Origin of the sequence: Psychrobacter sp. JB193 (assembly GCF_002285555.1) — a bacterium.
Classification (GTDB): Bacteria; Pseudomonadota; Gammaproteobacteria; order Pseudomonadales; family Moraxellaceae; genus Psychrobacter; species Psychrobacter alimentarius.
The window spans coordinates 670,523-689,707 of record NZ_NRGY01000001.1; the positions used below are offsets into that span (position 1 = coordinate 670,523).

The following is a 19,185-nucleotide window of genomic DNA, read 5'->3' on the forward strand; positions in this document are numbered from 1 at the left end:
GGCCAGAAAACGTTGTTTGGATGAAGCAGAGTGGTAACCTGTATTATTCAATAAGAGGATATAACCAGTGGATGACAAAACAAGCAGATATACTTTACCGCAAGGCGTGCGGCTTAGATCGGGCAGCATCCAGATCTACTTTGAACGAAACTGTGAAGAGTATCAAGTCACACTCCCTTATCCAATCAGTGCAGCGGGTATCAGCGCAGCCGCTAAAATTAGACGCGATCTAATTACCAAAGCTGAATGGGGTCTGCTCACTCAAGCAGACCTTGATGCAGCCAAAGGCAAAATGATTGAAGATGATAGTGTGATGGTGAGTGATGGCGTCTTATTTCAAGATGTAGCCAAAAAATACCTGAAACATTGTGAAGCCAACTCTGATTCTAAAAAAGATTATGTCAGTGCGCTAAATAAACACTGGATGCCTCACATAGCGCTGACCCCCATCCAAGAAATAACCTCTGACCTGATACGTGACATCATCTCTGACATTGGCTTCAAATCTGATAAGACATTTAATAACTGCCTAGTACCACTTAGGGGTGTGTTTGAGAAGGCGATTGAATTACGCCTTATCACGCCAGCAGAAAACCCAATGGCGATGATAAAAAATAAAAAGGTGCAATCAGGATTACCTGATCCATTCACCCGTGATGAAATGAACGCGTTACTAAAGTGGTTGGACAAAAATTTGACAGATAAGGACCATTTTTATTATTGGTATTTCGAAGTTGCGTTTTGGACGGGCTGTCGCCCAAGCGAGCTATACGCTTTAAGGTGGAAGGATGTAGACTGGTTTAACGGCTCAGTCATCATTAATAAAAGCCGTGTACGTGGTGTTGAGAAGCAAGTCACTAAGACTCATACCGCTCGTGAAGTCTATTTGAATGACCGGTCGAAGCGTGCACTTGAGGCACTGGACGCTATGAAGCTCAGTAATGACTATGTGATGATATGCCCAGAAACGAATGAGCCTTTTTACAATGAGAAACCTGCCCGCATGAGATTGATTGAAGCAATGAAGTCTACGAGGGTAAGACACCGCCCAGCATATAATGCTAGACACACCTATGCCACGATGTTATTAATGTCAGACGTTAACCCAGTATTTGTCGCCAACCAATTGGGCCATAGTTTGCAGATGCTTATCAAGCGATATGGTAGATGGTTGCATGGTGATCAGAATAAGATTGAAGTATCTAAATTGAATACAGACTAACATGCCAGCAAAACCAAAGCCTGTCAAAAGCCTGTCATAAAAAAAGCCAGCCACCTAAGTGACTGACTTTATTTAATATATTTGGTGGAGATGGCGGGAGTTGAACCCGCGTCCGCCGGCATTACGCTCATGAATCTACATGTTTAGTTTCTGTCTTTAGTTTTAGTCCGCACCGATCCGACAGTCAGGATGGATTGGACGATTCTCTACTTTTGAACCCAAGCGATTGAGACAATTACTTGTGGCGAGCCTACATGCGGACGCTTCAACTTAGTTAACCAACTGTAGGTGATCAGCAACTAAGTAAGCAGGGTTTAAGCTGCTAGAGCGTAAGTTTCGTCGTTTGCGACTATAACAATATATGTTTGATTAACGAGAGGACATACACTCTCGACATGCATCATTGAGTTTCATCACCAGCGTCGAAGCCAGAACATCCCCAATAAGGTCGACTATTATATAGCACTTATCAGCTGACTTTCAACCTATATAACAACTGCATTACATTACGTTACAGCTTAATAATTTAAGCTAATGCGGTATTTAACCATTGACCAATATTTTGAATTTGCGGAATACAAACCTGGTGTGCCATCGGATAAGTCCGATAAGTTACATTGTACCCTTTGTCAGATAGCAACCGCTGCGCCTGCTCACCCAAAATAACGGGAACCACAGGATCATGAGAACCGTGCTCAACGAGAATCGGCATGTCCTTATTGGCAGTACTATAGTCAATATTATCATTGGTTGCCAGATACGTAGAGAGCGTCATCAAACCTGCTAAGCGCTCTGGATAGCCTAGTGCCACATGATACGCCACTGCCCCACCCTGTGAAAATCCTGCAATGACGATATGTTCAGGTGCGACGCCTTGTTCAATTTCACGGCGAATCAAATCTTGTATCTGCTGAGAGGACTCTTCAATTTGAGCCGTATCCACTTTGCGATCTAGGCTCATCTCCAAAATATCATACCATGCCGGCATTATCATACCACCATTGACTGTCACTGGACGCTTCGGCGCATGTGGGAAAATAAAACGCACAGCCATATCATCAGACAAGCCTAATTGCGGAACCACTGGCTCAAAATCATGACCGCTGGCACCCAAGCCATGCAGCCAGATGACGGCTCTATCTATTTTTTTTTGTGCTGGATTATGCTCAACAATGACAGTATCTAAATAATTACTCATACTTTCTGTATTCCTTTAAAAGTGGGACGTAAACACGTTTGTATTTTAAATAAATTGAACCGTTGCCGTATATTATATTCTTCTTTTTAGTGGCGCTGATTATTTTACAGTCTCTATTCAAAACTGACAGTCAAAAGATTAATGATGAGCCGTCTAATTTCCATTAACTTTTCACACGTTTTTAGGACCTGGATTAAAACCTTAAACAGCTTTTATGCTACGATTATTTAGTAAATATATGGTTAACACTCTAGTTACTGTATGACGCCCTACTATTATTTTTCAACACCCATACCTCAACGAGTATTAAAAAATCATTTATTCTAATCCATTTTCTCTTATATAACGATGCAATGCTTATGACACATATTTTATTAGTAGAAGATGACCCTGCCATTGCAATGTCGCTCAAAGTCACATGCAAGCGTGAAGGTTGGGACATAACATGGCTTGATAATGCCAGTAGCGTCTTGCCAATGCTGCGCAGTGATGAGGCAAGAAACCTATCGGCCATTATTTTGGATGTTGGGTTGCCAGATGGTGACGGTTTAAGCTTGTGCCAACAAATACGTCATAGTGCTGGTATCGATGCATTAAAAGATATACCTATTGTGTTTTTGACAGCTCGTAGTGATGAAGTCGATCGTATCTTAGGTCTAGAGATGGGCGGTGATGATTATTGTGCAAAACCCTTTAGTCCTCGAGAGCTTGTCGCTCGCTTAAAGGCTATTTGGCGACGCGAGCAGCTACTTTCTCAGCAGTCCTCTAGTAATATAATAACCGATAATACCGTTAATGATACGCTAATGTCGGGACAAGCTTTAACGTTTAACTGTCAATCTGGGGTTTGGCATTACCAACCACTCAATTATTCTTTAATGTGGCAAGAGCAAAAACTTGAGCTGAGCAACACTGAGCGCAAAATTTTATTAACCTTGTTACAAGCACCGAATCAGGTCTTTAGCCGCGAGCAACTCCTAAGCGCCGTCAGTGATTATCCAGATCATCGCCTAGCTCGGACGATAGACAGTCATATCAAATCTATTCGGAAGCAGCTGGCAACCATTGACGCCAGCACTGATGTTATTCATACACATCGCGGGTTGGGGTATGGTTTATGCCCAGCTTAGTATTATCATCTCACAACTTCAAATTGCTTTGCTTAAATCATGACTCATAAAATCGGCAACACTAGCCAAAGCAATTGGTATGCAAAACTGCATCCTATTGGCACAGCGCAACAAATTGATGAGCCAAAACGCTTACTGAACCTGAGTATTTTTTTTAGGATTTGGTTGGCAGTGGCTTTGGTTTTAGTGATTTGCGGTGTGGTGGCCTTCACTCAGTTGTTTGGCTATGTCAAACCGACTGCCCAGCAAGTCATCGAAGACACCTTGCTCGATACTAGTAAATTTCTTGCGGCAAATTTGCAGTTACCGCTATCTTCAGGGCAACTATATGATGCTACTTATCAAGCCAATTTAGATACGGCATTCGTTGGCCTACCGGCAATTAACAGTGACATAACGCCAGAATATAAGCACGAAGGTTATAGCAGTTTTCGGGTATACGTAACAGATAAGACAGGCGTTGTCATTTATGACTCACTACCTGAGCCTGACAATGATGAGGGACAAGACTATAGCCGTTGGAATGATGTGTATTTGACTTTGAATGGTCAATATGGCGCAAGGAGTACCACCCAAAACCACAATCAGCGTGATGGCACGATCATGTATGTGGCACAGCCTATAGAAAATCCTAGAGGCGCGCTGATTGGTGTGGTGAGTGTTGGTAAGCCAGTCGCTAGTGTGCTGCCTTATTTGGATAACACTCGCAATCGCATGTTTATCACTGCATTACTGATGAGTATTGCAGCTCTTATCTTGGCAGGATTGGTGGCATGGTGGCTCAAGCAAAGCATCACTTTAGTGACTCAGTATACCAGCGCACTGGCTGAAGACACCAAAAAGCCTTACTTCTACCTAGGCCGTGAGCTCAATAGCCTAACAGATACGATTGAGTCTATGAAACATCAGTTAGAAAATCGAGACTACGTCACCGATTATGTTCATACTCTTACCCATGAACTCAAAAGCCCCTTGACCGCAATTCGCGCCAGCAGTGAATTGTTAGAGGACAACGGACTCGATGAAGACGATCGGCAAATGCTTATTCACACCATTGGTGAGCAAAGCATAAAAATGCAGCATCTGATTGATCGCTTACTGTTACTTGCCAAAATTGAACAGCCGACCTTTAAGCTCAATCGCAAATTAACGCCATTATTGCCATTGTTACAAAGTCTGGCAAAAGACAATGCTGCCAAGCTACAACAGCAGCACTTACCACCCATCGAAATCTATATTGATAACGTCTGTTTTACCGAAACAGATCGTTCACAGTCTAATCTAACTGCCAACATAAGCGTTTTTGCTGATCAGTTTTGGCTGGTACAAGTGCTACAGAATGTATTAGACAATGCGATTCATTTTGCCGAAAACACGATCATCATTGATATACGTCAGACAGCAAATACGGTGACGATTGATATATTTAATGATGGAAAATTGCTACCTGAATATGCGGTTGATAAAGCGTTTGATCGTTACTTTAGTTTATCGCATCAAAGTCAAACCACGCATCACTCGACAAGCTACTCTGCCAGCAACATGGCGAACAATGACTCGTCTCAATACCTTGAACAAGAAACACCCAGCATATCTCATAATGTGATCAAGAAAGGAACAGGTCTTGGTTTAACCTTAGTAAAACAAGTCATCGAACATCATGGCGGTCTAGTTGCTATTCACAATATGATGGCAAATGATGGTCAAGATAATATGGCTATGAGCCAGCTTTCTGGCGTGATGGTCAGTATCACCCTACCCTTGGCTAAAGAATAAATTTTTCAAGCAAATCTATACATCTTATTTTAGTAGGCGACTTTAGTATCTTATAAGCTAATGACAGTTCATTAACTTTCCATCATTACTGCATAGATTTTCTATCTCTTTATTTTACGATAGCGTCAGTCACATTCGTCATCACTATTAGAGGTAAAAAATCAATGCAACATCTGACTCAGCAATGCCAAATAATAGAAGATTGCTTAGGGCATAGTCGTCATTCTTGTCTGCTCGCCTTATCACAGGCAGGTGTTAATAGCATAGCTTTTGGGCATTGGCTTGCCGTTCCTAGCCAGCAGCTACTGTTGGTGTTTCGACATCAGCAATGTGTGGCGATAGAGGGTTATCAGTTGGCAGCTTAAGCCATTGCATATTAAAAGACATTACCCATTAAACTGGCGCGTTATTATCTTGATTAAGTACTTTCTATACGGCCACAAACCACACATCCACAAAAAAGCCCTTGGTCATTTCTAATAAACTACTATTAGAAATAACCAAGGACTAATAAGTATCTCTAACGAGCTGTCTAAATAATCGCCTGCACTGGCGGCTCTACATCTGCATTTTGACCGCGATGACGCAGGTAATGATCGAGCAGTACAATCGCTAGCATGGCTTCAGCAATAGGCGTTGCACGTACCCCAACGCAAGGATCATGACGACCCTTGGTCAACATATCAATTGCCTCACCTTGCGTATTGATACTTTTGCCCGCCGTTGTAATACTAGACGTTGGCTTGAGGGCGATACTCACGCGAATATCTTGACCAGACGAGATGCCGCCCAAGATACCGCCTGCATGATTGGCTGTAAATCCATCTGGCGTCATCTCATCACGAGAGCGATGCCCAAACTGTCCGGCTACTGCCATGCCGTCGCCAATTTCAACCCCTTTTACAGCATTGATGCTCATCATGGCATGGGCAATATCTGCATCCAAACGATCAAATACAGGCTCACCAAGTCCAACGGGAACGCCACTGGCAATGACTTCAAGCCGAGCACCACAGCTAGTTCCTTCACGGCGTAAGCTATCTATTAATGTTTCAAAACGGGATACGGCGTCCGTATCCGCACAAAAAAACGGATTACTATTTACAAACTCCCAATCAATTTGGCTGGGGTCGAGCACTTGACTATGTTCATTGCCGATCTGAGTCACATGACCATGAATTTGCACGCCTAAGCGATCTTGCAAATATTTCTTAGCGATAGCACCCGCCGCTACTCGCATTGCTGTCTCGCGTGCTGACGAGCGACCGCCGCCACGGTAATCACGAAAACCATATTTCATACTATATGTATAATCGGCATGACCGGGACGAAACGTGTCTTTGATGTCGCTATAATCTTTTGACTTTTGATTGGTATTACGAATCAGTAAACCGATGGAGGTCCCTGTCGTCTTACCTTCAAAAACACCAGAGATAATCTCGACTTCATCAGACTCACGGCGCTGGGTCGAGTATTTAGAAGTACCGGGTTTGCGGCGATCCAAATCTACTTGTAAATCTTCTTCAGACAGTGCTAGACCTGGTGGTACACCATCGACGATTGCCATAAGACCTGCACCATGTGATTCGCCACAAGTGGTCACAGTAAAAACCTGTCCAATACTATTGCCTGCCATATCTATCCTTAAACAAGTAAATGCGACTGATGATTAGTTGACCAATCCTTTGTAATGTTGCTTATTGAATGCTATCTAATAACTGGACATAAGCCGCAAACAGCTGACGATTTGCCACCAACTCATCATAAGTAATAGCAAAAACCCCATGTCCACCATGGGCAAACTTGAGCCAATCAAACTGGATTTCAGGATAGGCTTGTTTTAAAGCCCATTCACTATCGCCCACTTCACAAATCAGCAACCCTTCTGGACTGAGATAATCTGGCGCTTCAAATAAAATACGATGTACCAAATCTAGTCCATCTTGACCAGCCGCTAACGCATGCTCAGGCTCATATAAAAATTCAGGTGGCAGGTCTGCCATGATAGCGGCATCAACATAAGGAGGATTGGTAACGATTAGCTCGTACTGATTTTCAGTCGGAATCTTAGCAAATAGATCAGACTCGATCACATTAACTTGATGACCAAGATCATGATGATCGACGTTGACCATTGCTACCTCTAACGCCCCTTTATCAATATCTACGGCATCAACTAGGGCATCAACAAAACGCGTTGCAAGGGCAATAGCAATACAGCCTGAACCCGTACACAAGTCTAAAATACGCTCAGGCTGCGACAATTGCTTAACATCTAAGCCATGATCGTAAAAGCTTGCCGTCTGCTCATTCATACCAATTTTGAGTGGTTTGGCCAACTCACTCACTTCAAAGTAAGGATAAAACTGTTGGCGAATCAATTCTGCTATGGGTGAGCGTGGGATTAAAACACGTTCATCAACGTAAAAAGGCAGATCACAAAAATAAGATAAGTTGATTAAATAACTCAGTGGTTTGCGCTCAGCAATACGCTCTTCCAATAAGTCCAGTACCACTTGCTTCTCTGATGTCGTCAAACGGCAATCTAGAATCTGCTCATTGGCCGACCAATCTAACGCTAATGAATGTAAGACAATAGCAGATGCTTCTGCAAATTCATCCGTAGTGCCTTGCGCAACGACCACATCATAGTTACGCAGTTGCGTGACCGAGAAACGAATGAAATCGCGAATACTCACCAGCTGCTCGCGTGCTTCTTCTAGCTCGGCATGTAAGTTGGCAAATTCACCCTGCTCAGCAAGAAGTCCTGTCTCCAAATCATACTCTACCTCATTTTCAAAGTTCTGAGACTCATCATTAAGATATTGATTTTGAAACTCTTCTGCACTCATGGTTTGGTCTTCTGACATATGGCACCTTACTGATTGCATGGTCACTAAACACACGCGAATGGGTTAAATTGCTTTTTACGAAAAGCCAATCTATTAAATAAAAATCTAACCTCACATTATAGACATAAACAAGGAGGAGCGCCAATATTTGCATTTATATTGGTTTCTTACCCTATATCGATTTTTCACCCTAATGGTAAGTAGCTTTCATACTTAGAAAGAGCCGTAAGAGTTGAATGGTATCAAATACACATCTTCGCTAGGTTATTACCCAAATGTAGTGAATACGTCAACAGTTGACGTTTAGCAAGGCTTAAGTGAAAAAAGATGTGTCAAAAGTTTGCGAAGCAGCCAAATTATGCGCATAATAGCCGCATTAGTAGCAACTACAAGTGATTCAATATTATGAAAATAAAGCCCATTATTACTGCCATATCTATCGCTATCGTTGGTGCCAGTGTTAGCGCGCTTGCCGCCCCTACTGAGAATACTCGCACATTGCCAGTACGTACGGCTGACTCACTACCTAGTATCGCTCAGAAAGTTAGCCTTAATGTGCAAGAAAACCGTAGCAATTCATTAGATACTCGTGTGCAGTCTGAATCCGCTGATCGTATGACGCAGCTGATTGATTCAAAGCAAAAGTCTGAAGCGCCTCAAGCGGTCGCAGCAGATAACATGAGTGCGGCTGAGTTGACGCTAAAAGATGAACAATCTGACAATACTGACGATATCAGTGAAGGTCAAGCGGTTGCTGCCCCTAGCAATGTGGCTTCTATTGATTCTTCTGATCCACTCGCTTTTGATCTACCTGAAAGTGAAAAACGTCAAGATTTCAGTGATGATCCGACCATCAAGAATATTGAAGACAAAGATGGCAAAAGATATACCACACTGAATTTGTCAAACTACGCTAAGCAGGTCAATGAGGCCACTTGGTCACCTAACATGAAAGTTAACTCAGCAATGACCATTAAGATGCAAGCATTGCTGGATTGGAACCATGCTTCTCCTGGTCCTGTTGACGGTGGCTGGGGTATGAACAGCAAAAAGGCCCTTATCAACTTTCAGGCCATGAAGGGATTACCAACAACAGGTAAAATGGATCAAAAAACATGGGATGCCTTAGTTAAAAACATTCCTGCTAATAAGCCTGTATTGGTTACTTATACGATTACTGAAGATGACATCAAAACCAATTTTGCATCTACACCTGCTGGCGCAGAGGCAAAATCAAAGATGAAAGGTCTTTATTACCAAGACATTAAAGAGATGTTTGGTGAACGCTTCCATATGGATGTGCGCTATTTAGACAAGTTGAATAAAAACAAAACTTACAAAGCGGGTGAGACCATTACTGTTCTTAATACTCGTGGTCCACTTAATCAGCGCATCAATCGTGTGGTTGCCAATAAAGCAGACAAAACACTATATGCTTACAATGACAACAAACTGGTTGCCACTTATCCGACTACCGTAGGTAGTGATGCTACACCGTCACCAAAAGGTACTTTTAAGATCATTAATAAAGTAAAAATGCCTTGGTATAAAGCTACCGTTGGTGAAGGTGCCCAGAAAAAAGTTCATATGTTGCCACCAGGACCAAACAATCCTGTCGGCGTCGTATGGATGGGTTTATCTAAGCCTTCTTATGGATTACATGGTTCACCACAGCCTGAAGGTATCAGTCGCCAAGGATCAGCGGGCTGTGTTCGCTTGACCAACTGGGATGTGTTAGAGGTTTATGCTAATATTGAGAACGGTGCTACTGTCGAGCTAAAATAACTGTCAGCACTAAATGCATTAGTATGAATATAAAAAAGACCTTGATATCGAGGTCTTTTTTTATGGCCGAATTTATAAGCACTGAAGCGCCTTATGATTAAAGTCTTATGTTTTAAGCTTCATTCCCCGTAATGCTACCCACCTTTTTAGAAAAAAATAGTGCCTCAGGAATAGCAACTATCATTCCTAATATTGCTACTATGAGGATATGTACTATTTCATTAAACCCTGTGACTAAGGCAGCAACTATAAAAACGCCCATCGTGACCGTTACGGCTATCAGATAAACAACACAAAACAATGACCAGTTCATACCTTATTCCTCATTTATATTGTGGGTATAACTACTTTATACACTATACCCACAAAAAAAATAAGGTTTTACTATAACTCTTGAGGTCAACCATACTAAATGACCAATCATAAAAACCATGCTACTATTAAGGTTTTTGTTTTTACTCTGAAAAAATCCTAATTTCTATCTACCTAAGAATAAATAATCATCCACAAAAAACTTCTATGCCTTTATATATTTATCATTACAATAACGACTCTTTTTTATCTTCTAATCAAGTTATTTGCTATGACAAAACCCAAAGACACTTCTTCCGACAAGTTGACAGCTTTTCAGGATTCAACAGAAATAACGGATGCGAAAGATACGGCTGCTCAGTCTGATTTTTTGACGCAGACCGATACTGATATTTCTATGATAGAAGAGACAGAAGATGATGATTTAGACGAAACCGTTGAAGATACGGCTTGTGCGCAGCCACCTGAAGCAAAAGTCAAAATAGAATCACTTGCGCCTGATGTCGTAGTGGCCTCGCTTGAAACCTCTGAACCAGAAGAAGATTCAGTTGAAAATGAGTCACAAGCACACTCAGAAGAGGTACCAAAACAAGAAGACATCGAGCTAGAAACGCCTCCAGATGTGGACTTACCAGAACAAGAAAGCGATGAATTGACAACTTATCAATCATCAACAGAGAGTGATGACACACAAGACGAAGTCAATAAAGAAGAAGATCGAGAGGAAGAAGTCAAAGAAAAAAAGGAAGCCAAACTTGAGTCTTATAAGCAATTTGTAGCAGAGCAATTTAGCAATCAAACAGTAGATTATCCAGAAGTCAGAGTCACCATTGAGGCAAATGCGCTACCCAGTAAAATGTATTTCATTATGAATATACTATCTGCCATCATCGCAAGCTATGGACTGGTGACCAACTCGGCAGCGGTAGTCATTGGCGCAATGTTGGTTGCAATGATGCTAGGTCCAATTACAGGGGTTGCATTAGCAATCATTGATCACCGTATGCCATTGCTACGTAAATCAATTCTTACTGTGCTCAGCGGTGTGACGTTAGTGGTATTAGTAGGGTTTATTGTAGGATGGTTGCACAAAGATCAGTCATTGACAGCAGAAATCCTATCGCGTACCCAGCCTACTTCTATGGACTTGATGATTGCTTTAGCAGGTGGTACTGCTGGTGCCTATGCCATGGTATCACCCCATCTTTCAGTTGCTGTGGTTGGAGTTGCTGTTGCCACTGCGTTGGTGCCACCTCTTGCTGCTAGTGGGATTTTATTTGCCCATGGCGAGCCTCAACTGGGCTTGGGTGCACTTTTATTAGCCGCAACAAACATCATTGCCATCCAATTTACCAATGCGCTTGTATTATGGGTCTTGGGGTTTCGTCGTCTGGTCGATGACGACTATCAATCAAATACTTATCTCACGTTTTTGCAACGCAACGCTGTCACTTTATTATTACTGGGTGGATTGGGTACATATTTGACCATCAATTTGCAGACTAATGCCAAACAGCAAGCCTTTGAAAATAATGTTAAAGAGACCATCACTGCGTACTTTACTGATAAAGGCAATGTATTGACCAATACTCAATTTGATGTCACAGATGAGCGCCAAGTCGTGCGTGCAATTATTCGCGGTGAAACCACGCCTAGCGCTTATGATGTACGCCAAATCGAAACCACGATTACTCAGGACATGACAAAAAACTTCCCCAGTTATTTACCAATTAAACTGCAACTGCGCTATTTACCTGTGCAAGTGATTGAATCTGATCCATTAATACAAGATAAGCTCGATGAGACTGATGCGGCAATTTTGACCAATTAATCTCTATTTTGGTCAGCCATTTTTGGTCCACAAAACTGCTGGCTTTATTCACACAATACGTTAGCGGTTGTATATCTTGTACCAAGAGCCTTGGCGTTTGTGCTAAAATCGCATGCAAAATTATTTTACTCAATTCTATCCGTCAGTAAGGAGCCGCTGTGAGCCAGCCATTTCGCTCAGCCGATATTCGCCAAGCCTTTATCGATTTTTTCATAAGCAAGCAGCACACCCAAGTTTCATCGTCCAGCTTGATTCCACATAATGACCCAACATTGTTATTTACCAATGCAGGTATGAATCAGTTTAAAGAGACATTTTTGGGTATGGAGACGCGCGACTATACACGCGCTGTGACCTCACAAAAATGTGTACGTGCTGGCGGTAAACATAACGATTTGGACAATGTCGGCTATACGGCACGTCATCATACGTTTTTTGAGATGCTTGGTAACTTCTCTTTTGGTGACTACTTTAAACAAGCAGGTATTGAATATATCTGGGAGTTTTTGACATCGGCTGAGTGGTTAGCGATTGACAAAGACCGTCTATACGTCACTATTTATGAAACCGATGATGAGGCCTTTGATATTTGGCACAAAACAATCGGTATTCCAAGCGATCGCATCATTCGTATCGGTGATAACAAAGGCGCACCTTACGCATCAGACAATTTTTGGACCATGGGCGACACGGGTCCTTGTGGGCCTTGTACTGAAGTCTTTTATGATCACGGCGCGGATATCGAAGGTGGTCTGCCGGGCACACCAGAAGAAGATGGCGATCGCTATATTGAGATTTGGAATTGCGTATTTATGCAATTCAATCGTCAAAAAGACGGTACGTTACTACCGCTACCAGCGCCAAGTGTGGATACTGGTATGGGGCTTGAGCGTATTAGTGCGATCATGCAAGGCGTTCATGGCAACTATGAGATTGATTTATTCACGCATTTGATGGATGCAGCAGCTGAGATTTTAGCGATTAAAAATGAACAACAATCGTCGTTAAAAGTCATCGCTGATCACATTCGTGCCGTGGCATTTTTGATTGCGGATGGTGTCACGCCAAGCAATGAAGGCCGTGGATATGTACTACGCCGTGTGATACGCCGTGCGGTACGCCATGGTAATAAGCTTGGTGCGGACAGTGATTTCTTTTATAAAATGGTTGCACCACTGGTTGCTGAAATGGGCACTGCCTATCCAGAATTAGTAGACAAGCAAAGCGTCATAGAGAATGCCATTCAAAAAGAAGAAGCGCAGTTTGCCAAGACACTTGCCCAAGGATTACGTTTGCTTGCCAGCGAGCTTGAAGGCTTGCAAGATGGTGACACGCTTTCTGGTGAAGCCGCCTTCAAGCTGTATGATACTTATGGTTTTCCGATTGATTTGACCGCTGACATCACACGTGAACGCGGTATCGCCATTGATGAAGCGGAATTCGATGAACATATGCAGGCACAGCGTGAGCGTGCTCGCGATGCTGGCAAGTTTGACGTCGATTATAGCAGCATTATCCAAGTCGAAACCCCAACGACATTTATCGGTTATGAACAATTAGAAGAAAATGGCGTTACTGTCAATGCGCTTTATCAAGATGGCAATGCCATTGATCGCCTAACTGAAGGCACAGAAGGTGTGGTCGTACTTGACCGCACCCCTTTCTACGCTGAAGGTGGTGGTCAAGCTGGTGAGCTTGGCGAAATTCGCACCGAGTCAGGTGTGTTTGAAGTTCAAGATACCAAAAAATCAGGGCAGGCAATCATTCATTATGGTGTGGTAACCATGGGTGATATCAGCGTTAAGCAAACAGCAGAGGCTCAAGTGCTGTCTAGCATTCGTGCAGCAAGTGCCAAAAACCACTCTGCCACTCACCTTTTGCATGCAGCACTAAGAGAAGTATTAGGCGAAGAGGTTACCCAAAAAGGCTCACTGGTCTCAAGCGAAGTACTGCGTTTTGATTTTTCGTATGATAGACCTGTTAGTGCCGCTGAAATCGCACGCGTAGAGCGTCTTGTCAATGAGCAAATTCAAGCCAACACCCCTGCTCGCATTGAGCATATGGCGATCGATGAAGCGATGAAACAAGGTGCCATGGCGCTGTTTGGCGAAAAATACGGCAGTGACGTTCGCGTCCTTACCATGGGTACAGACAGCATTGTCGATGGTCAGCGTAAACCTTTCTCTATCGAGCTGTGTGGTGGTTTGCATGTACAACGCACTGGTGATATTGGGGTACTCAAAATCACTAGCGAATCAGGCATTGCAGCTGGTATTCGCCGTATCGAAGCCGTCACTGGCATGAATGCGATTAAAAATATTCAGCAAAGCGAAATACAACTAAGTGAATTGGCCAGTCAACTAAAAGTGCAACGTCCTGAAGTAGCACAGCGTGTACGTACCATGGCTGATAAGCAACGCGATCTAGAAAAACAATTAGAGCGCTTGCAACAAAAAATGGCCAGTGCTCAAGCGGCGAATCTACTGGATGACGTTCAGACCATCGCTGGCACACCCGTTCTTATCAGCACCTTAAGTGGTATCGATGGCAAGTCCATCCGTACGCTAATGGATGATATCAAATCCAAACTGCCTGATAGCATTATTGTTTTGATTGGTGATAAAGACGAGCAATTAGCCCTAGCAGCCAGTGTCTCAAAATCTCTCACTGCTAAAATAAAAGCGGGCGATATCATCCGTCATTTAGCAAGTGAGCTTGGCGGTAAAGGCGGCGGTAAGCCAGATTATGCTCAAGGTGGTGCCCCTAAAATTGGTAATAGTGCAGCTGTTATTAATGCCCTACCTGCTTGGGTCGAAACTCAGCTTGGCTAAATGTCAATAAGTGTTATCTGTAGGATATGTGATTGGTTATAACGGTTATAACCAATCGCCATACATCTAAGCCACACGGACACTTAACGTGGTGGCGCAGATATGATATAAAGGTCAACGCTTGAACACATTGTTCACTCATCCAGTCTAAAGCACATATTATTGAATAAATAAAAAGCATAAGACGCAACTCTTATAATACGGCTTTGTCTATGCACGCATTGATCGATTGTCATATTGACTCTCATTGATGATAAAAAGGCCATTAATGAATAATAGGTAGGTTTTTATGGCGTTAATAGTACAAAAATACGGCGGCACCTCGATGGGCAGTATCGACCGCATTAAAAACGTCGCCAAACGAGTCAAACGCTGGCATGACAATGGTCATCAAGTGGTCGTTGTGGTATCTGCCATGAGTGGCGAAACCAACCGTTTAATCGATCTGGCACGCCAAATTAGCAATCAGCCTGATCCGCGTGAATACGACCAAATGGTCTCAACAGGTGAGCAGGTTTCTATCTCACTACTCGCTATGGCAATCAAAGAACTTGGTATTGGTGCCCGCTCATTCACTGGTCGTCAAGTCGCCATCAAAACTGATAACGCCCATAATAAAGCGCGTATCGAAAGCATTGATGATGAAAATATTCGTGAACAGCTGGACGCGGGCAATATCGTTATCGTGGCAGGCTTTCAAGGTATTGATGACGAAGGCAATGCGACCACATTAGGCCGTGGTGGCTCTGACACGACAGGTGTTGCTATTGCTGCTGCTCTGGGTGCTGATGAGTGTCAAATTTATACAGATGTCGATGGCGTCTACACCACTGACCCACGTGTTACCTCAAAGGCCAAAAAGCTTGAAAAAATAACCTTTGAAGAAATGCTCGAAATGGCAAGTCTAGGCTCTAAGATTCTTCAGATTCGCTCAGTCGAGTTCGCTGGTAAATATGGTGTGCCTTTGCGTGTACTCTCTAGCTTTGATGAAAATACCGACGGTAGCTTTGACCAAGAGTTTCAAGATAATGTTGGCACACTAATTACGATAGACGAAGGAGACAATATGGAACAGGCAATCATCTCAGGTATCGCATTCAACCGAGACGAAGCGAAAATTGTAGTGCGCGGTGTACCTGATCATCCTGGTATTGCCTCTGCTATCTTAAGCCCAATCGGTCGTGCCAACATTGAAATCGATATGATCGTACAAAATTTATCGGTCAATGGCACAACAGACTTCACATTTACAGTCAATCGTTCTGACTTAGACAAAACCATGAAAGTACTCAATGATGAAGTCAAAGACGAGATTGGTGCCAAAGAAATATTGGGCAATAGCGAAGTTGTTAAAGTCTCTTTAGTTGGTGTTGGTATGCGTTCACACGCAGGCGTTGCCAGCTTAATGTTTCAGACTTTGGCTGAAAACAATATCAATATCCAAATGATATCTACTAGCGAAATTAAAGTGTCTGTACTGATTCAAGATCAGCACTTGGAAAAAGCCGTCAAATCGCTACATACTGCTTTTGGTCTTGATCGTGAAGAAGGCGAAAGTAAAATCGCTGGACTATAGTATCCGTTGAGAGACCAAATGACGGTTCTATAACACTATTTTTAGTAACTGAGCCATCATATTTGTCAAAGCTTATGAAATGCGGATTTGACTTGCATGGTTTTTCACGGGTTAACTATAAGTTACCGACAATAATACGTAGATAAAATAGGGTCTTTTTAGATCCTATTTTTATTTCTTATTATTGCTCGGGTGAGTATTTACCTAATAGTTTTGTGAAAACCCGTGACAGTATCTGTTATGGCACCTATAATGGGCTTTCATTTGGGCTAAATGAATCTACCTATCATCGCCTCTATTGGCACAACGTTAAGCATTGTAGTTATGATTAATATAATGCGTGTTTAGTGCTTCGGTGATGTCCTGCAATTGAGAATTAATCTAATGAGTAATAATTTGTTGATGCGACATAAGGAGTGTGACGCATGTTAATTTTGACACGCCGCGTGGGCGAAACGCTAATGATTGGCGACGAGGTCAGTGTAACTGTACTAGGCGTCAAAGGTAATCAAGTTCGCATTGGTGTTAATGCACCTAAAGATATCGCTGTACATCGCGAAGAGATCTACCAACGTATTCAGCATGAGCGTTCTGTACAGTCGCAAATGCAGCATCTTGAGCAAGGCAGTTTTGCGCCTTCATTTGATGATGAAGACTATTTTAATCGCTAAGCCAATCTTTGATACCTAGTAATTAACTATTATTGGGTATTATATTTTTAGAATTACTGTGTTTTTGCTTTTTTAATCTGCTCTGAGGTCATTTATTTATGAGTATTCGCCAATCAGATGTATCGGCTCTACTTAATGGTTTGAATAAAAAAGCCATTGGATTCAATGATGTCATCAGCTTTATTGATGATTTTTATCGCTATGCACCTGCCCCATTCGTGAATGGCATGGTACATAATGCAGCTGGTGAAAACGAAGGTAGTGCGAAAATTTTTGGCTTTGCCAAGCACCATGGTCTAAACCAGTTAGACACGCTAAAACTGTTTGGCGAGCATTATACCAAGGTTCAGGCCACTCCTAACGGTACTGATCATGCCAATATTCGTAACTTTCTACATTGGGGCTGGCAAGGGTTTTTGATGCAAAAAAACCCCCTAACCGTGCGCCCAAGCGTTGATACGACTGCACTTTAATTATCTGTTAAGCACAAAAAAGCCACGCTAACTAGCGTGGCTTTTTTGCAGCAGTCTACTATCAATCATTCAATTTATTTATTATGAAACTTAATAGGCTGTACTGCGCCTTTAGGGTTGGGCATATTAGGATAGTGATGCTCGTGCTCCACATCACATTCTGCGCCAACGATATCACCATTGTCTTTGACTGGTTTATGAATAAAGCCTGTACGCTCGGCAGGTGATAAATGTTCATGCTCCCAAATCATCACTGCTTGCATACAGGTCTCGCGTTGCTCAGCGGTCAATTTACGACCATCAGGCCACTTCCCCAGCTCAATCGCCATACGGAACTTGTCGACCAAATCTGGCGTTAAACTTGCTAATATTGTTTGCTTATCCATCTTACCTACTCTCCAACACTATTTTCTATATAACGTATTTTATATCACTGATTCAATTACTCATCGTCCATAATATCATCATCGACATCGAGACTGAATTCTTCTGCATGGACGTTCCAGTGTAGTTTTGTTCGGCAAGCTTCATAAAAGTCGAATCCAGGTGGATGCAATAAAGTAAGTTTATCAGGATGCTTACGAATATAAAGACGTTGTTCTTGTTCAAGCGGTACACTTGGCTTACCATCTGCACTAACCATTGGTTGAGTGCGATTGTCCTCATGAATACGAATGCAAACTTCACTATTACCACTGACCACAATCGGTCGACTAGATAGCGTGTGCGGATGCATAGGAACCAAACAAATGGCATCCATGCTTGGATGAATAATGGGACCACCACCAGACAAAGCATACGCCGTTGATCCTGTTGGTGTGGCCGCTATTAAGCCATCGCTATGCTGCCTGTAAACGTCCTGACCGTCAATTTTCATCTGAAAGTCAATCATATGTACCGACTTACCCGCATGTAAGACCACGTCATTGAGCGCCATATCTTCATGGATGATTTTACGCCCTTCGCGTATTTCCATGGTCAAGAGAAACCGATGATCGAGTTGATAGTCACCCATTAATACTTGACGCAATTTAAATGCAGCCTCGTCCGGTTTGACATCCGCCAAAAAACCCAAGCGGCCACGGTTAACACCTAATACTGGTACGCGATAGCGTGCCAGCGCTTCAGCAGCATGTAAGATTGACCCATCACCGCCAACGACAATGACCAGATCACAAATCTCGCCAATCAGGCCACGCTTCACAATTTTAACTTTTTCAATTTCGGTTAGATTTAATGTGGGCAAGTTTGCCGTTTGCACATCCATAATCAGCGTGAGATTCATCTCATTAATGGTCTGGGCAATCTGTACCAAGCTTTGAGTAACGCTACGCTTACCCGCACGCCCCATCAAACCAATACGTCTAAAAGCTGGGTTTTTAATAGCGTGGAATAGCTCTGATTCATGTAAGTGTGGCAATCTGGCTGACTGCGCTGAGTTTTCCATAAAACGACTCGGTATAACGGTAAATTACAGAGCAATGATAGCGATAAATGAACGCTTAGACTAGCACGTTTATGAATCATC

The 19,185-nt window shown here is 42.7% G+C and carries 15 protein-coding genes, 1 other RNA gene and 1 pseudogene; 10 read left to right on the forward strand and 7 right to left on the reverse strand.

The genetic code is table 11. The annotated features are described in order from the left end of the window. Positions 1-67: 67 nt before the first annotated feature. Complete coding sequence (locus CIK80_RS02935; RefSeq protein WP_095568814.1) at positions 68-1,222, forward strand: site-specific integrase; 1,155 nt, start codon at positions 68-70, stop codon at positions 1,220-1,222. An 82-nt stretch (positions 1,223-1,304) separates the two neighbouring features. Here the strand turns inward: CIK80_RS02935 and ssrA are convergent. Together ssrA and CIK80_RS02945 are read right to left on the reverse strand one after the other, a co-directional pair. Next, positions 1,305-1,663: a transfer-messenger RNA gene (gene ssrA, locus CIK80_RS02940) on the reverse strand. Between the two features lie 85 nt (positions 1,664-1,748). After that, a complete protein-coding gene (locus CIK80_RS02945; RefSeq protein WP_095568815.1) occupies positions 1,749-2,420 on the reverse strand; it encodes a dienelactone hydrolase family protein in 672 nt (223 codons plus the stop codon). A 359-nt stretch (positions 2,421-2,779) separates the two neighbouring features. Here CIK80_RS02945 and CIK80_RS02950 point away from each other — a divergent pair, with 359 nt between their 5' ends. From CIK80_RS02950 to CIK80_RS15225, 3 genes are all read left to right on the forward strand, one after another. After that, entirely contained in the window at positions 2,780-3,550 is a 771-nt protein-coding gene (locus tag CIK80_RS02950) for a response regulator (protein ID WP_062845863.1), read from the forward strand. 39 nt (positions 3,551-3,589) lie between these two features. Next, positions 3,590-5,326 (forward strand): two-component system sensor histidine kinase CreC, encoded by a 1,737-nt coding sequence (creC, locus tag CIK80_RS02955; RefSeq protein ID WP_095568816.1) that lies wholly within the window; start codon positions 3,590-3,592, stop codon positions 5,324-5,326. A gap of 164 nt (positions 5,327-5,490) precedes the next feature. Then, positions 5,491-5,691: a hypothetical protein gene (locus CIK80_RS15225; RefSeq protein WP_131539974.1), complete on the forward strand. Its 201-nt coding sequence runs from the start codon at positions 5,491-5,493 to the stop codon at positions 5,689-5,691. 167 nt (positions 5,692-5,858) lie between these two features. Here the strand turns inward: CIK80_RS15225 and aroC are convergent, their stop codons facing one another. Next, positions 5,859-6,962, reverse strand: a complete 1,104-nt coding sequence (gene aroC, locus CIK80_RS02960; RefSeq protein WP_095568817.1) for a chorismate synthase — start codon at positions 6,960-6,962, stop codon at positions 5,859-5,861. A gap of 61 nt (positions 6,963-7,023) precedes the next feature. Continuing rightward, the gene (gene prmB, locus CIK80_RS02965) at positions 7,024-8,196 is read right to left on the reverse strand and encodes a 50S ribosomal protein L3 N(5)-glutamine methyltransferase (RefSeq protein ID WP_095568818.1); all 1,173 of its coding nucleotides are present in this window, start codon (positions 8,194-8,196) and stop codon (positions 7,024-7,026) included. A gap of 387 nt (positions 8,197-8,583) precedes the next feature. On the opposite strand from prmB, the gene CIK80_RS02970 reads away from it, so the two are divergent. Continuing rightward, complete coding sequence (locus CIK80_RS02970) at positions 8,584-9,963, forward strand: L,D-transpeptidase family protein (protein ID WP_228139911.1); 1,380 nt, start codon at positions 8,584-8,586, stop codon at positions 9,961-9,963. A gap of 112 nt (positions 9,964-10,075) precedes the next feature. Here CIK80_RS02970 and CIK80_RS02975 read toward each other — a convergent pair whose 3' ends face one another. Continuing rightward, a complete protein-coding gene (locus CIK80_RS02975) occupies positions 10,076-10,276 on the reverse strand; it encodes a hypothetical protein (RefSeq protein WP_095568819.1) in 201 nt (66 codons plus the stop codon). Between the two features lie 270 nt (positions 10,277-10,546). Here CIK80_RS02975 and CIK80_RS02980 point away from each other — a divergent pair, with 270 nt between their 5' ends. From CIK80_RS02980 to CIK80_RS03000, 5 genes and pseudogenes are all read left to right on the forward strand, one after another. Then, complete coding sequence (locus tag CIK80_RS02980; RefSeq protein WP_095568820.1) at positions 10,547-12,106, forward strand: DUF389 domain-containing protein; 1,560 nt, start codon at positions 10,547-10,549, stop codon at positions 12,104-12,106. Positions 12,107-12,264: 158 nt separating this feature from the next. Then, a complete protein-coding gene (gene alaS, locus CIK80_RS02985; protein ID WP_095568821.1) occupies positions 12,265-14,937 on the forward strand; it encodes an alanine--tRNA ligase in 2,673 nt (890 codons plus the stop codon). A gap of 289 nt (positions 14,938-15,226) precedes the next feature. Next, positions 15,227-16,513, forward strand: coding sequence for an aspartate kinase (locus tag CIK80_RS02990; protein WP_062844175.1), 1,287 nt, complete (start codon positions 15,227-15,229; stop codon positions 16,511-16,513). A 425-nt stretch (positions 16,514-16,938) separates the two neighbouring features. Next, a pseudogene (csrA, locus tag CIK80_RS02995) lies at positions 16,939-17,106 on the forward strand (carbon storage regulator CsrA); the annotation flags it as partial. A 176-nt stretch (positions 17,107-17,282) separates the two neighbouring features. After that, positions 17,283-17,657 (forward strand): HopJ type III effector protein, encoded by a 375-nt coding sequence (locus CIK80_RS03000; RefSeq protein WP_062844174.1) that lies wholly within the window; start codon positions 17,283-17,285, stop codon positions 17,655-17,657. A 74-nt stretch (positions 17,658-17,731) separates the two neighbouring features. On the opposite strand, the gene CIK80_RS03005 is transcribed toward CIK80_RS03000, so the two are convergent. Beyond that, the gene (locus CIK80_RS03005) at positions 17,732-18,043 is read right to left on the reverse strand and encodes a DUF1315 family protein (RefSeq protein WP_062844173.1); all 312 of its coding nucleotides are present in this window, start codon (positions 18,041-18,043) and stop codon (positions 17,732-17,734) included. Between the two features lie 56 nt (positions 18,044-18,099). Next, on the reverse strand, positions 18,100-19,104 hold the full coding sequence (locus CIK80_RS03010; RefSeq protein ID WP_179288313.1) for an NAD(+) kinase: 1,005 nt from the start codon (positions 19,102-19,104) through the stop codon (positions 18,100-18,102). Positions 19,105-19,185 lie beyond the last annotated feature (81 nt).

Bases quoted from the DNA above. Each gene is read 5' to 3' on its own strand.
- CIK80_RS02945 (WP_095568815.1), bottom strand. From the start codon at position 2,420: ATGAGTAATTATTTAGATACTGTCATTGTTGAGCATAATCCAGCACAA.
- CIK80_RS02950 (WP_062845863.1), top strand. From the start codon at position 2,780: ATGACACATATTTTATTAGTAGAAGATGACCCTGCCATTGCAATGTCG.
- creC (WP_095568816.1), top strand. From the start codon at position 3,590: ATGACTCATAAAATCGGCAACACTAGCCAAAGCAATTGGTATGCAAAA.
- CIK80_RS15225 (WP_131539974.1), top strand. From the start codon at position 5,491: ATGCAACATCTGACTCAGCAATGCCAAATAATAGAAGATTGCTTAGGG.
- aroC (WP_095568817.1), bottom strand. From the start codon at position 6,962: ATGGCAGGCAATAGTATTGGACAGGTTTTTACTGTGACCACTTGTGGC.
- prmB (WP_095568818.1), bottom strand. From the start codon at position 8,196: ATGTCAGAAGACCAAACCATGAGTGCAGAAGAGTTTCAAAATCAATAT.
- CIK80_RS02970 (WP_228139911.1), top strand. From the start codon at position 8,584: ATGAAAATAAAGCCCATTATTACTGCCATATCTATCGCTATCGTTGGT.
- CIK80_RS02975 (WP_095568819.1), bottom strand. From the start codon at position 10,276: ATGAACTGGTCATTGTTTTGTGTTGTTTATCTGATAGCCGTAACGGTC.
- CIK80_RS02980 (WP_095568820.1), top strand. From the start codon at position 10,547: ATGACAAAACCCAAAGACACTTCTTCCGACAAGTTGACAGCTTTTCAG.
- CIK80_RS02990 (WP_062844175.1), top strand. From the start codon at position 15,227: ATGGCGTTAATAGTACAAAAATACGGCGGCACCTCGATGGGCAGTATC.
- CIK80_RS03000 (WP_062844174.1), top strand. From the start codon at position 17,283: ATGAGTATTCGCCAATCAGATGTATCGGCTCTACTTAATGGTTTGAAT.
- CIK80_RS03005 (WP_062844173.1), bottom strand. From the start codon at position 18,043: ATGGATAAGCAAACAATATTAGCAAGTTTAACGCCAGATTTGGTCGAC.
- CIK80_RS03010 (WP_179288313.1), bottom strand. From the start codon at position 19,104: ATGGAAAACTCAGCGCAGTCAGCCAGATTGCCACACTTACATGAATCA.